Source organism: Alloalcanivorax balearicus MACL04 (assembly GCF_025532145.1).
GTDB lineage: Bacteria > Pseudomonadota > Gammaproteobacteria > Pseudomonadales > Alcanivoracaceae > Alloalcanivorax > Alloalcanivorax balearicus.
In genome coordinates, this window is the sequence record NZ_ARXS01000034.1 from 1 (window position 1) to 13622 (window position 13622).

Annotated in this window: 11 protein-coding genes; all 11 read right to left on the reverse strand. The window is 61.0% G+C overall.

Features of this window, described 5'->3' with window-relative positions:
- Positions 1-103: 103 nt before the first annotated feature.
- On the reverse strand, positions 104-1075 hold the full coding sequence (locus MA04_RS19490; RefSeq protein ID WP_262462336.1) for a FecR family protein: 972 nt from the start codon (positions 1073-1075) through the stop codon (positions 104-106).
- Between the two features lie 3 nt (positions 1076-1078).
- Entirely contained in the window at positions 1079-1600 is a 522-nt protein-coding gene (locus MA04_RS19495) for a sigma-70 family RNA polymerase sigma factor (RefSeq protein WP_163124033.1), read from the reverse strand.
- A 390-nt stretch (positions 1601-1990) separates the two neighbouring features.
- Positions 1991-2773 carry an enoyl-CoA hydratase/isomerase family protein gene (locus MA04_RS19500; RefSeq protein WP_262462339.1) on the reverse strand — a complete coding sequence of 261 codons (783 nt, stop codon included), beginning with the start codon at positions 2771-2773 and terminating at the stop codon, positions 1991-1993.
- Positions 2774-2777: 4 nt separating this feature from the next.
- Positions 2778-3887: an acyl-CoA dehydrogenase family protein gene (locus MA04_RS19505; protein WP_262462340.1), complete on the reverse strand. Its 1110-nt coding sequence runs from the start codon at positions 3885-3887 to the stop codon at positions 2778-2780.
- A gap of 8 nt (positions 3888-3895) precedes the next feature.
- The gene (locus MA04_RS19510) at positions 3896-5089 is read right to left on the reverse strand and encodes an acyl-CoA dehydrogenase family protein (RefSeq protein WP_262462341.1); all 1194 of its coding nucleotides are present in this window, start codon (positions 5087-5089) and stop codon (positions 3896-3898) included.
- A 290-nt stretch (positions 5090-5379) separates the two neighbouring features.
- Positions 5380-6516 carry a porin gene (locus MA04_RS19515; RefSeq protein ID WP_262462343.1) on the reverse strand — a complete coding sequence of 379 codons (1137 nt, stop codon included), beginning with the start codon at positions 6514-6516 and terminating at the stop codon, positions 5380-5382.
- Between the two features lie 133 nt (positions 6517-6649).
- Positions 6650-7897, reverse strand: coding sequence for an alkyl sulfatase dimerization domain-containing protein (locus tag MA04_RS19520; RefSeq protein WP_262462345.1), 1248 nt, complete (start codon positions 7895-7897; stop codon positions 6650-6652).
- A 100-nt stretch (positions 7898-7997) separates the two neighbouring features.
- Positions 7998-9278, reverse strand: a complete 1281-nt coding sequence (locus MA04_RS19525) for a DUF1254 domain-containing protein (RefSeq protein ID WP_163124018.1) — start codon at positions 9276-9278, stop codon at positions 7998-8000.
- A gap of 101 nt (positions 9279-9379) precedes the next feature.
- Entirely contained in the window at positions 9380-10414 is a 1035-nt protein-coding gene (locus MA04_RS19530) for a TAXI family TRAP transporter solute-binding subunit (RefSeq protein WP_262462347.1), read from the reverse strand.
- 57 nt (positions 10415-10471) lie between these two features.
- Positions 10472-12577, reverse strand: a complete 2106-nt coding sequence (locus MA04_RS19535) for an acetate--CoA ligase family protein (protein WP_262462348.1) — start codon at positions 12575-12577, stop codon at positions 10472-10474.
- Positions 12577-13608, reverse strand: a complete 1032-nt coding sequence (locus tag MA04_RS19540; protein WP_163124009.1) for a TAXI family TRAP transporter solute-binding subunit — start codon at positions 13606-13608, stop codon at positions 12577-12579. Before MA04_RS19540 ends, MA04_RS19535 begins: the two co-directional genes overlap by 1 nt.
- Positions 13609-13622 lie beyond the last annotated feature (14 nt).

Below are 13622 nucleotides of genomic sequence, written 5' to 3' on the forward strand. Positions count from 1 at the left end.
AAGACTTGCCGGGAAACCATACAAGCTTGCCCGCAAGCGAATCTCTTGGAGATCGAATACACAATTCGCTTGCGGGCAAGCTCCCACAGCGACTTCTAGCCATTCAGCGACGGCCGATCACGGTCAGCCAGCGGGTGTAGTTGGTCACTTGAATCGGCAGGTAGTCGGCCAGCAGCGCCAAGGACTGGTCCGTATCGTCGAGCGGGAAGACACCGGACACACGCAACCCCGCCAGTTCCAGATCGTCGAATCGCAACAGCCCGGATCGATAACGCGCCAATTCCTCCAACACCGCCGTCAACGGTTGGTCGTCGGCCACCAGACGCCGGTCCAGCCAGGCGGTGGCCAGGCGCACATCGACGCCGCGCGGTGATTTGATGATCTTCCCGTCGGTGGCGGTGCGCTGACCCGCATGAGCATCGACGCAGGCGTGGCGGGCCGGCGGGGGCGGTGTGGCGGCACACAGCTGCACGCTGGATTCGGTCACCACCACCGCCATGTTCCGGTCACGCAAACTGACGGCGTAACGGGTTCCCAGGGCACGGGCCGACCCCAGGCCGGTGGCCACCACGAAGGGTCTGTCGGGGTCTGGCGCCACCGTGGCGTAGACGTCGCCATCGCGCAAAATCACCCGACGCTCGTCGCCATCGTAATCCACATCAACGGCAGCGCCGCTGTTCAGTATCAGCGAACTGCCGTCCGGCAAGGTCACCTGACGCTGTTCCCCAACGGCGGCGCGGTAATCGGAAGTCAGATTCAACGACGATAGCGGCCACCAGGCCAGGCCCAGCCCAAGCAGCCCGGCCAGCGCCAGCAAACTGGTACGGCGGTTGCGGCGCACCGGCCCCAGCACTTTACCCAGCACCGGGCCGGCTTCCGGGCGATGCCGCCCGGACACCGGTTCGAGACGATGCCACAGGGATTCGGCGCGCACATAGGCACGCTCATGACGGACGTCAGCCCGGCGCCAGCGGCGGCAGGCTTCCCGCTCTTCCTCGGTGACGGCCCCGGAGTGCAGAGTGGCGATCCACTCCGCCGCCTCACGCAAAAAGGGCCCTTCGTCTCCCACTGTCATGCTTCAATCGGTCTCGTTCAGAGCCAGGCAGTGCAATAACGCCTGCGCCACGTATTTCTTCACCATGCTCACCGATACGCCGAGCCGTTCGCCGATCTCGGCATGGGACAGTCCGTCCAGACGGCTCATTATAAAGGCCTGACGGGGCTTCTCCGGCAAGCTCTCCAACCAGCCCGCCACTTCCGTGAGCAGCTCCACCACCGTCACCAGTTCCTCGGACGATGGCGCCGAGGCGCAGTCCCCGTACAGCGCCATCCAGGTTTCCAGGTACGCCTGCTCCACCTTTTTGCGCCGGGCATCGTCGATGATCAGACGACCGGCGATGGTGGTGAGAAAGGCGCGCGGCTCACGCACGCCCTGCAAATCCGAGGAGCTGGTCAGCACTCTTACGAAGGTATCATGGGCCATATCCGCCGCGCGCTGCGAACAGCCCAGCTTCTTTCTCAACCAACCCAGCAGCCAGCCGTGGTGATCGCTGTACAGCACCGCCACCAGATCGCGTTTCAGGTAGCTCGTCGCCCCCATCCGTTCGCCCCTCCCCTGCGGGATTCCGTCGTTGGTACGCTATAGCCAATTCAGGATATGAGAATAATTCTCAATTACCATAAAGGTCAAGTCGAAGGTCCTTGGTTGTTTGGCGAACGTCTGGGTCAAAGACAGGACACTGCCCCAAAGCAAGGCGACGGCAACGCCCCGGCTAGAGGCTTGGTTTTTCTTTTCAGGGCAGCGCAGCAAGCCGCTTGCACGCCGATTCGCTGCCAAGGCAGCTTCCCACAGGCGGGAGCTACGGAGCCGCCGTGGGAAGCTGGCTTGCCAGCGAATGCAGCGAGCAAACACCGAAGCCACCCGAATTTTGTGGAAAAATAGGGGCCCCTCACATTGAGAAAGGGGCGCGATGCTTTCACGTCCAGCCGCTCAACATCCTCTAAAGTGAGGCCGGCGTTTTTCCAGAAAGGCGCTGGCGCCTTCGACGAAGTCCTCGGAGGCGAACGTCTCCGCCGCGGTTTCCCGCTCCACCCGCAGGCGCTCCACCAGATCCGCCGGCAGCGCGGTGAACAGCCGTTTGATCGTGGCCTGAGCCAACGGCGGCCCGGCGGCGAGACGGCGGGCGTGTTTCAGTGCGGCTTCCAGAGCCGCGCCCTGCTCCGCGCGCACGTCAGCGAGACCGATATGAATCGCTTCGTCCAGTGACACTTCCTCACCGGTGAGCAGAATCCTCCGCGCCCGGCCAGCGCCAACGCGAAATGGCAGTGCCCACCAAAGGGCGCCATCCGGCGCCGCGCCGACACGAATCTGAGCGGCGCAGAAACGGGCCCCCTCCGCGGCCACCATCAGATCACAGCAGGCGGCCAGCCCCAGACCGGCACCGAAAGCGGGACCTTCCACCGCCGCTATATACAGCTTTTCCGACGTCAATATGCGTTGCAGCAAAGGGCCCCCTGCTTCCAGACGCTGGCGGATTTTTTCCACGTCGCGGATGCGGCGCAGCGCATCCAGGTTACCGCCGGCGGAGAACACTCCCCCCGCTCCGGTCAACACCATGACGCGCAAGCCGTCGTCGTTTTCAAACCGTTCCATGGCCTCCAACAGTCCCTCACGCACTCCAGGCGCGCCCATGGAGTTTCGCATGGCGTAGGCGTTGATGGTGACTACCGCCACCGCCTCCCGGGTTTCCATCAATACCGCTTGTTCCGTCATCGTCTCAGGCCTCCATACGTTCGAGATAAAGTCGTCCGTTATGCGTGGCGTCACCGAGCAACCGGCTTAGTGCGTTCACGCGCAACAGATAACGGCCGATGCCGAGTTCCAGGGTCATGCCGATGCCACCGTGCATCTGAATCGCCTCCCGGCATACGCGGTCACCCACCGGTACCGCCAGCGCCATTGCCGCGAAGGCGTCGGCGTGGGCCGGTTCGTGGGTCAGACTTTGCGCCGCACCGGACACCAGGGAGCGCAGCATTTCCAGATCTGCATGCAGATCGCTGGCGCGATGTTGCAAAGCCTGGAAGCGAGCCAGCTTGGTTCCGAACTGTTCGCGCAATCGCAGATAGTCCAGAGTGCGCTCCAGGGCTCCTTCGCACGCGCCCAGGGTTTCCGCCGCCGCAGCCAGGGCACCATGGGCCAGCGCCGCATCCAGTGCCGCCCGTGCCTCCGCCCCGCGGGCCAGCACCGCCTCTTCCGGTAGCAAAACATCATTGAAGGTGAGCGTCGCCAGACTGCTGCCATCAAAGGCCGCGTAGGAAGCCACCGCCATTCCCTCTGTCTCCGGCGCCAGCAGCACCAGCGCGAGTTCACCATTCAATCGGCAGGACACGATGAACGCGTCGACACCTGTGGCATCCATCACCGCTCTTTTACGGCCGCTCAATACATAGCCCTGCTGGCATCGCTGACCCTCGATTGCCGTGTGATGGTGGTCATACCCGGCCCCATCTTCCAATGTGGCCAGTGTCAGAGCGGCGTCGCCGGTGGCTAACCGTCGCAACCATTGATCCCGCAAGGCACTCAGCGGCGAGCACGTCAACGCGGTGCCGGCCAGGATCAACGAGGAGAGAAAAGGCGAGCGCAGCTGGTCCCGACCAAAACGGCGGCACAACACCGTCAGCTCCACCGGCCCCATACCACCACCGCCGTGCTCCTCGGGCAACGCGATCCCCAACAGACCCAACTCGGCCAGTTCATGCCACAAGGGCAGGCGGGCCACGTCGGCGGACAGCAGCGCCTGATCCCGGCGCGGGTCCCATTGTTTTTCCAGCAACCGCGCCACCGTGTCTTCGATGAGTTGCTGCTCTTCGGTCAACATAAACTCCATGGGATACCTCACAGATCGAGCACGTGCTTGGCGATGATATTGCGCTGCACTTCATTGGAGCCGGCGGCGATGGCCGGCCCTCGCAGGTAGTAGCGGGACTCCGCCACATAGCGGGCATCACCGCCATCGTTCAACAGGTCCCGGGGCAAGCCGTCATAGGCGGCATCGGCGGCGAGCGCATCAACACCGGCGATGTCCATGATCGCTTCATCCACCGCCTGGTTAATGGCCACCCCTTTGAGGTTGAGTGATGAGGCGAAGACACCGATACGGCCGTCGCGAATCAGCATTTCCAAACCGCGGCGGGTGGCGAATTCCAGAGCCTTCACCTGTACCGCCACCTCGGCGATGCGCGCTTTGAGATCAGCCCTTTGATGAAGCGCTCCGGATGCGTCCTGGTTGGCTTTGGCCAGCGCCAGCAGACGCCCCAGCTTGCGCCGTGCCTCGGCGTGGCGGGAGGTGGCGAGCCGCTCGTGTTCCAGCAGGGCTTTGGCGGTGGTCCAGCCGGTGTTCTCCTCACCAATACGTTGACTCACGGGTACTTTTACATCTTCCAGCAACACCTGATTGAGTATGTGCGCACCATAGAAGTGGTGGATCGGCTCGACACTGACCCCTTCATCGCACATATCCAGCAGCAGGAAGGAAATACCTTTCTGCTTCTTGGCTTCGGGATCGGTGCGAACCAAACAGAACATCCAGTCGGCGTAGTGGGCATAGCTGGTCCAGATCTTGCCACCGTTGACGCGGTAGTAATCCCCTTCACGAACCGCCCGGGTCCGCAGCGCCGCCAGATCCGACCCGGCGGAAGGTTCCGAATAACCCTGACACCACCATTGATCCATATTCAGGGCGCCGGGCAGAAAGCGCTCCTTCTGCTCCTCGGTACCGTATTCCAGCAAGATAGGCCCCAGCATGCGGGTATTGAAAGGCGGTATGGATGGCGCTCCCGCCAGTGCCATCTCTTCCTCAAAGACAAATCGCTTTTGCAGACTCCAGTCCGTGCCCCCCCAGTGCTTCGGCCAATGCACCGCACCCCAGCCCTGAGCAACCAGCTTGCGTTGCCAGGCGATCGTCTCATCACGGCTGACGTCCCTGCCTTGCGCCACTTTCAGGCGAATGGACTCCGGCACTTCACTGGCCACGAACTCGCGAATCTCCTGTCGGAATCGGATTTCCTCCGATCGGCTCAGATCCGTCATCTTCAAGCACTCCTGTTGATGGTTTACTGGTTTTGGGGCGACTGAGCCGACCCCGTCTGCTCTGGAGGGTTAAAAATTGCCGGGAGCAATTTTTAACGTTGCTCCGCGACGGCCCGAAGGGGGACCGCCACGGACGGTGGTCATAAAAAAGCGCCGGCCAAAGGCCCATCGACACTACATTCGACCCCCCTCCGGCGATGGGGAGAGCGTCCGCCCCGGAGAGTCTCGACACCGCCCGGACAACGTGGAGGATGTCCGGAGAACACACCGCATCCAGTGGACAACGGCATTCAGAACTTCAACTGGGCGCCGATGGACAAAGCCCACGGATCTCGCCCGGCCAACGTGCCCACTTTGTCGCCGTGGGCATAATCCACGCCTCGGTAGGCGGCGTTGTCACCGTTTTTAGTCACCGTGTACATGGCATGCAGCAGTACCGAATCACTGAGGGAATGGAATACACCAACGCTGTATTGATCCGCTTCATCGTCTCCGACCTCCGACTCTTCAGCATGATTCCATTGCGCAGCCAGATTCCAACGTGGCACTACCGTATATTGGGCTTGCAATCCATAGGCTTCACGATCAAGAGAAGCGAAATCATCCGGACTGATATCCTCGTAGATAGCACCAAGAGTCAAAGCCGAGAATTTATATTTGGCGAACACACGCCAAGCATCAAGGCTCCCCGTGGTCGCAAAATCGGAGTAATGAATATAGGCACTGCTCAACTGCAGTCCGCCCCCCTTCCAGTCCAACCAAATGCTTGAACTGTCGCGATCATTATCATCCGCGCCATTAACAGAGCCGGCCTGATCAGCCGCATACTGCAAAGCCACGTTGACACCAGCCAGGCGGAACTTCCAGTTCAGGCTGTTAGCGCCGAACAAATCCAGTCGGCCGCCGGCGCCCGCCGAGGGTGCGCCGAGAATAGCGTGGGAGTCAGCCACCGTGGTGTTGAAATAACCGAGATACGACACTCCCAGGTTCTTGAATGGCGTGTTGATGCGTCCCACCAGGAAAGTACCTACTGGTGTACCCAATCCCAGAAAGCTGTCACGGGTGGTCCAGACGTCATTACCGTCGGTGTCATCCATGTCAACCTGCTGCTCGTACTGCCAGAGGAACGTATAATCCTCGTTGTAAGGCACCTCACCGCGAAAGCCAATCATCGTGGTGTTGCTGGAGACACCGATTCCGCCTTCGGAAAGCAGCGGCGAGGTGTCCGCTTGCGCATCACTGACATCGGAGTCCACGTAGTCCACCGACATGCGCAGCGCCCCATACAACTCCATTTTCTTTTTAATCGCCTGTTCCGGATGAATAACGTCTTCCAGAACTTGAATATCCGCAGCCTGTGCTGACAGTGGCAGCAAAGCCATCAGCAGACCGGAGCCTGCCGCAGTGAAAAGAGGACGGATTGTCATTAGTTTCTCCTCGAATCGTTTTTTGTGGTCCACCGTCCATGGCGACCACCCTGCGGGCCGCCGCTGGCGCGGCGTCAAAAATCGCTCCCGGCGATTTGTTTGTTGTTTCATTAGTACGGGTCAAAACCCGGGGTTATCTCTCGTTTAGTCGCGTCGCCACCGAACGATAGATTTGCGCGGAGACAAAAGACGGAGAGGCCTCCGCCAGCTGTTCCAGAATTTCCGCCTTCAGTGCGCGGGCACGAGCTCCGATTTCGTCCTGGCTACGCTCCGGAGACAGAAGATCCAGTACATGCAAAGCCAGTTGCGGCTGGCCTTCCTCCCGCTTGCGCCGTGCCACCGTCAGCACCTGTTCGGGGTCACTGATTGCCTCGCGTAGCGCGGCCGCCACCGCATCAGGCTCCCCCGGATGCAGTTGGGTGGCATTGCGGTCCCACCAGCCGTTCTCCGAGCGCCAGATATCGCGCACGATGTACTCCGGCATGCCGTAGCTGGGCTTCATCAACGGATGGCCAAAGATCTCATCCGGGTAGGCGATGTCGTGCAGGATCTCCGCTTCGGTCATACCGCGATTCATCCGCTTCACGGTTTCCTCTCGCAGATAGCGCAAAGCTTTGATGGTGAGGGTCATGGCTTCACGAACGGCTTCCCGGCCTTCAATCGGCCTGCCGAATTCGGGAATCAGCATTTCCGGCTCCAGCGCCAGCAGCCTTTCCATGGTTTCCGCCCAGCGCACCGGATCACGCAGCGTGCGCAAGGGTGTGCCGATATTGGGAATGGATTTGATGAAGGCCGGTCCGGCATAAAGGATCTTCTCCTCCGGCAACCACACCGCCATGGCGTCATCGGTTTCCGAAGGCGCTTCCAGGATCTCCACCTGGCGGTCCCCACCCTCGATGACATAGCGTTCGCGGAAGGTGACATCCGGATAGGTGAACCATTTTTCCGGCGCGGTTTCCGGAAACTGGGAGTTGAACTGCAGCCCATTGAGATGCGCCTGCAAGCCCCAGGTCTCCTGGTAGCGGTCATAGCGACGCAGCAGGTTGGCCTGAGCCACCATTTTCGGCCGCGGGTGACCGCGCTCGGCGGCGTCCGCCAGCCAGCTGTGAGCACCGTGGTTGTAACCTAAATGGCCGTGGCTATAGACAATGGCCAGCACGGGCTTATCAGTCAGTTGGCGAATGTGTTCGATCATCGCCCGGGTGATCTTGCCGCCGGGGCCGGAGTCCGTGAGCACCACGCCATTAGCGGTTTCCACCACCACACTGTTGCCCTGCCCTCCGAGCAAATGGACACCGGGAGCGATCGTCTTGAGATCCTTGTTGGCGAGCAGAAATTCACCAAGGATCGGCGATTCCTGCTTGTTGCTGTTGCCCGTCATGACATATCTCCTGCGTTATCACCGGCGGCGGGCACAGGGGCGCCCGTAACGGCCACCGGTGGTGCCGTTGGGAAAAAGGAAAAACCGGGTTATTCGGTGCTTATAGGCGCTCGACGCGCGGCAGCCGGTAACGGCCTTCCATCAGATCCGCCTTCGGCATATAACCTCGGAAAAACAGGGCGAAAGGTCCCTCGTTGGCCGGCAGCCAGTTGCTCTCCCGGTCCGCGCCGGGACTGTGTGCACCGATCCATAGATCCAAAGAGCCGTCCTCGTTGTACTGCAGGCCGGGGCTGCGATCCCCCACGGCGTAGCGGCGCAACGGGGTATCGGCGAAGAAAAACTGCCCGTCGTCCATGGCTTCGTACAGTGTCAGCGACCAGAACGAATTCAACGGCGGCATGGCGCCAGCGGGAAAATGCAAACGATAGTTCTGGTTGCCGTCGAACAGCCCCTCTTCGGCATCCCCTTCGGCACGCATATAGATGGCTTCTTCCAACGGCAAGGCGCCAAGGCCACCCACCGATACCACTGCTCGCAGCGTATAGTTCTGGCCATAATCACCATTGCGCATGCTGGGATAAGTCCAGCCGTCAATGGCGCTGCGGCGCGCGCGCTGGATCTGAACCAGCCAGTTCTTGGCCTCTTCCACGCCCCGCTCAATCGCTTCCGCCTGTTCCTGGTCGAAAGCGTCCGCGTCGAACATCTGGTCCGGACCGATGTCCAGTGCACGGATCTGCTCCAGAATCAGGCCGTCGGTAACCGGCGGCGGCTCACGGCGTAACAGGCGATTTGCAGTGGCCAGATACTCACGCCAGTCGGCCGAGCGCTGTACCGGGTCGCCCGGCGCGACATCTTCGGGGGCGGCGCCGTCGTGAACGAACAAACCATCCTGCACAGCGCAGGCCGCTGGCAGATCGTCGGGGCCATCCACCAGAATACGCGCCAGCGCCCAAACTCTGGGCGTCGGTGCGCGGACCACATTGGTGGCATCCTCCGGCACCGCCTGATTCGGACCGACCACGGTATAAACACCGCCGTTATTCCCCGTGGTGCGGGTACCGAGAATGTCGAAGTTGTTGGTGTACATGTCCATGAACGCCAGCGAGAAGTAGCGGTCGCCAGTGGCCGGCACGGTAATCTTTACCGGCCCTTTGGAAAGATCCAGCCAGGCATCGGAGTACAGGGTGTCGTTGTTCGGTGTGGTTACCCAGCGGCTGCGGTGCGTCAGCAACTTGCGGGCATGATTGAAGATGTTGGCCCCGGCGCCCATACGCCATTTACGGGTGGTTTCCATGATCACCAGCGGAACCGTGTAGATGTACGCGCGCTTGGCGGCGGATTTCAGCTCGGCCGGTGACACCGGCGCAAATTCACTGCTCATGTTGCTTCCTCTTACTCTTTTTCAAAGGACTGCCCAAGGCCATCCGGGCTCAATGTCGGCATCAAGGTCTCGGAGGGTGTCCAGGTTTTGTTTTGCGCTTCTCAACGAACTTCCGGCGGCACCATCGTATCCGGCACATCCAGGCCAATTTCCCGGTAGTACCGTAAGGCCCCGGCCTGCAGCGGGGTGTTCACCTGGTTGAGAGCGTTCTCCAGCGTGATGGTGTCCATGAACTTGGCGGCGTCATGGAACGTCTGAAGATTCTCAAAAATGGTTTTGGTGATCTGATAACCCAGTTCGGGATCCAGATCCTTCTGCGTGCCCAGAGTGACCCAGGTGCCGACGGTTTTTACTGGCCCTTCGTTGGTCTGGTTTTCGCCGTAAATACCGGCGGGAATTTCCGCAACGGTACGGCCGGGCAACGACATCACTTGTTTCATCGGCTCGCTATCGAAAGCCTCCTCGGGGATGCCCAGGAAACGAATCTTTTGCAGCAGCACCACTTGTTCGATGGAGGCGGACGGCAGCTGGGTCGGGCCGATATACATATCCACCTGACCATCCTGGAATGCCTGCTGTCCTGAGTTCCAGTCCAGCTTTGCCATCTCGTAATCCTCACCCGCCTTGTAACCGGTGGCCCCTTCGATGATCGACAGGGCAACCAGAGTGGCGGCGCCGCCCGGCGGGCCGATGAAGACACGACGGTCCTTGATGTCCTTGAGAGAACGGATACCCGATTTCTCGTGCACCATGATGTGGTACGGTCCGAGCGGGAAGCTCATGATGGTACGGATGTTCTTGAACAGTTCCGGCGCGCTGGACATTTTGCTGAACATACCCGTGCCGGTGCTCATGAAATGATTGATGGACTGGCTTCCGATATACAGATCAACCTGCCCCTTCGCCGCGTCCAGGGTGGAGCGGGTGGACGCCATGCTGGAGGTCATGTTGATGCGAACCGGCAGGTGCTTTTGCAGCACGGATTGCAGAGTCACCGAGAAGACGTAAGGCGATGATCCCGGCTGAGCGGTATGCATGCGCAGGTTGGTATCAGCATTGGCATAACTGGCCAGCGATGCGGTTGCCAGGAGTACCAGACCACTCGCCCAGCGGATCAAAGGGTGTTTCAGTTTCATTCCAATCTCCCGATTTGTTGTTTTATCTAGCTGTTACTTGATTCCGGGCGCCCTATATCAGCGCCCGATGACCAGGGCATCCAATGCCACCACACCCTGCCCCTCGGCACGCACGCGCACCGGATTGATGTCCAGACTTTCCAGACTGTCCCCGGCGGCCACGGCAAAGTGCGACACTTTAACCAGCAGATCGGCCAGGGCGCCGACGTCCGCCGGCGGCTGCCCGCGGACACCGTCAAGAATCGCTCTACCGCGCAGTTCGTTGATCATGTCCATGGCCATGTCCCGGTTCAGCGGCGCACTGCGGAAGCTGACATCCTTGAGCACCTCCACCAATACGCCACCAAGTCCCAGCATCACCACTGGTCCAAAGGCAGGATCCCGCTGCACGCCGACGATGCATTCGACGCCCTGTTCTTCCATTGGCGAGAGCAGCACGCCATCGATGCGTGCCTCCGGGCAGGCGCGGCGAGCCGCGGCGAGCACCTCATCGCTGGCCTGGCCAACGGCCTCGGCGCCACGCAGGTTCAGGCGCACACCACCGATGTCGGATTTGTGCAGAATGTCGGGGGAAGCGATTTTCGCCACCCAGACGCGGGAGTCTTGTGCGACACGGACCTGGGCCTCGGCCCCATCGGCGACCAGATGGGATTCCGGCACCGGCACTCCGAAGTCGGCCAGCAGTTGGAAGCTGTCCGCCTCCGAATAACTGCCGGTGCGCAACGTTACGCCGGCCCCGCGCGAATCCACCGGCACCGCCGGTTTTTGCTGTTGCCGGGCAAACCAGGCCAGGGCGGACAGCGCGCGAATCGCACGGGTCGGGTCCTCGAAGGCAAGACAGCGATTACGTTCCAGCAAGGCGCGCACCGGCTCCTTGAATACCGATACGGCACAGAACACCCGATCCGGATACCGGTCGCGAACCCGGCCGATCTGCTCGGCGATGTGCTCCCCCATGGGACCTTGACCGGCCGCGGCCAGGAAGGCGGCGACCAGGTGGTAATCACCCTGCTCGAGCATGATGTCGAGGCTGGTCTCGAACAGACCGATGTCGTTGGTGATCTGCCCGGTGATGTCCACCGGATTACGTGGCGCGGCGAACGGAACCAATTCCCGGATGCGGTCCTGCGCTTGCTGATTCAGTTCCGGCAGAGCCAGCCCCTCATCGGCGGCGGCGTCCGCCATCAGCACGCCGGCACCGCCGGACACCGTGAACACACCGAGGTTTTCCCCGCCCGGGATACCCGCCACGGAAAAGGCGTAGCCCACATCGAAAAACTCTTCGATGGAATAAGCCCGATACACGCCGTACTGGCGGAACACCGCATCAAAGACCGCATCTTCGCCGGCCAGCGCGGCGGTATGAGACGCGGCGGCCTGGGCACCGATATCGGTGCGCCCCACTTTGGTCATCACCACCGGCTTGCCAGCGGCGCGGGCCTCGCCCAGGGCGGCTTCCAGTTTCCGGCCGTCGCGGCAACCTTCCATATAGCCCAGGATCACATCGGTGTCCGGATCCCGCGCCAGCCAGCTCAGGCAATCGGCGAAATCCACGTTGCCTTCGTTGCCGGTGGTGATCCAGTAGCTCAACCCCAAACCGCGTTGACGGGCCAAGGTAAAGGCATAGGCGCCATAGGCACCGCTCTGACTGATCAGGCCGATACGCCCTTTTGGCGTCACGCCTTGCCCCACCACGGGTGAGAACGTCGCGAACACTTTCTCGGAAAGATTCATGAAACCGAGACAGTTCGGTCCAAGAATACGAACACCGGCCGCGCGGGCACGAGCCATCAGGGCTTCCTGTGCCAGGCGCCCTTCCTCGCTGATCTCCGCGAAGCCGGATGAAAACAGGACAATACCTTTGACGTCGGCGGCAATGGCTTCGTCCACAGCCTGATCGACCAGCGCCGCCGGCACCGCGACGATGGCCAGATCCACTTGCCCGGCTACTTCACCGATGCGGGCGTAGGCCTTAAGCCCCTGCACTTCCGAGGCCTTCGGGTTGATCGGAAAGATGGGGCCTTCGAAGCCTTGGGCGAGCAGGAACGCGATCGGCAGGCCGCCGATTTTCGTCGGCGTGGCGCTGGCGCCGATGACCGCCACCGAGCGGGGTCGAAAGAGACGATCCAGATCCTCAATGGCGTGTTCTGATGCCGCATTCATTAGCGTGCCTCCGGTGGAATCAGATGATCCGGAAGGTCAACGCCGGCCTCCCGATAGTAACGAACCGCGCCGGCGTGCAGCGGCGTCCTCATCTCGGTCAGAGCATTCTCCAGGGTGATCTCCTTCATGAACTTCGCGGCACTGTGGAAGGCATCCAGATTCTCGAACAGGGTCTTGGTGATCTGGTACACCAACTCTTCATCGAGATCCTTGCGGGTACCGAGGCCGGCCCAGGAGCCAATCGTTCTTACATCCGTTTCATTGGTTTGATTGCCGCCGTAGATACCGGCCGGAATAGTGGCCTGGGTTCTTCCCGGCAGAGCCATGATTTCTTTCATCTGATCGGACTCGAAGGCCGCATCGGGAATCCCCAGAAAGCGCACCTTCTCGAGCAACGCCATCTGTTCCATTGAGGCGGACGGCAGTTGCGTGGGCATCACCAGCATGTCCACATGGCCATCCTGGAAAGCCTGCAGGCCGGAATTCCAATCCAGTTTCGCCAGCTCGTAGTCCTGGCCGGCTTTATAGCCTGTAGCGCCTTCGACGATGGAGATGGCCACCAGAGTCGCCGCCCCGCCCGGGGCGCCGAGAAAGATGCGCCGCCCTTTGATGTCCTCAAGGGAACGAATACCGGACTTTTCGTGCACCACGATATGGTAGGGTCCGGCCGGGAACGTCATGATCTGCCTGACGTTCTTGTACAGCTCCGGGGCCGTTTTCATTTTCGCGAACATGCCCGTGCCGGAGCGCATGAAATGATTGATGGACGGGCTGCTGATGAACAGATCCGTTTGTCCGCGCGCGGCATCCAGGGGCGAGCGCGGCCCGGTGACACCGGCCGTCATATTGATCTTCACCGGCAGTTTCTTCTGCAGAATCGACTGCAAGGTAACGGAGAAAACGTAGTATCCCGAGCCGGGCGTGGCAGTCTGCATTCGCAGATGACTCTCCTGCGCCTGAGCGGCTTGGCCCAGCGCCAGGGTGGCGGTCAGTACACAGGCCGCCCGTTTTATCGTTCTCAATCCAAACATTCTTTTCTCCTTTT

Bases quoted from the DNA above. Each gene is read 5' to 3' on its own strand.
- MA04_RS19490 (WP_262462336.1), bottom strand. From the start codon at position 1,075: ATGACAGTGGGAGACGAAGGGCCCTTTTTGCGTGAGGCGGCGGAGTGG.
- MA04_RS19495 (WP_163124033.1), bottom strand. From the start codon at position 1,600: ATGGGGGCGACGAGCTACCTGAAACGCGATCTGGTGGCGGTGCTGTAC.
- MA04_RS19500 (WP_262462339.1), bottom strand. From the start codon at position 2,773: ATGACGGAACAAGCGGTATTGATGGAAACCCGGGAGGCGGTGGCGGTA.
- MA04_RS19505 (WP_262462340.1), bottom strand. From the start codon at position 3,887: ATGGAGTTTATGTTGACCGAAGAGCAGCAACTCATCGAAGACACGGTG.
- MA04_RS19510 (WP_262462341.1), bottom strand. From the start codon at position 5,089: ATGACGGATCTGAGCCGATCGGAGGAAATCCGATTCCGACAGGAGATT.
- MA04_RS19515 (WP_262462343.1), bottom strand. From the start codon at position 6,516: ATGACAATCCGTCCTCTTTTCACTGCGGCAGGCTCCGGTCTGCTGATG.
- MA04_RS19520 (WP_262462345.1), bottom strand. From the start codon at position 7,897: ATGACGGGCAACAGCAACAAGCAGGAATCGCCGATCCTTGGTGAATTT.
- MA04_RS19525 (WP_163124018.1), bottom strand. From the start codon at position 9,278: ATGAGCAGTGAATTTGCGCCGGTGTCACCGGCCGAGCTGAAATCCGCC.
- MA04_RS19530 (WP_262462347.1), bottom strand. From the start codon at position 10,414: ATGAAACTGAAACACCCTTTGATCCGCTGGGCGAGTGGTCTGGTACTC.
- MA04_RS19535 (WP_262462348.1), bottom strand. From the start codon at position 12,577: ATGAATGCGGCATCAGAACACGCCATTGAGGATCTGGATCGTCTCTTT.
- MA04_RS19540 (WP_163124009.1), bottom strand. From the start codon at position 13,608: ATGTTTGGATTGAGAACGATAAAACGGGCGGCCTGTGTACTGACCGCC.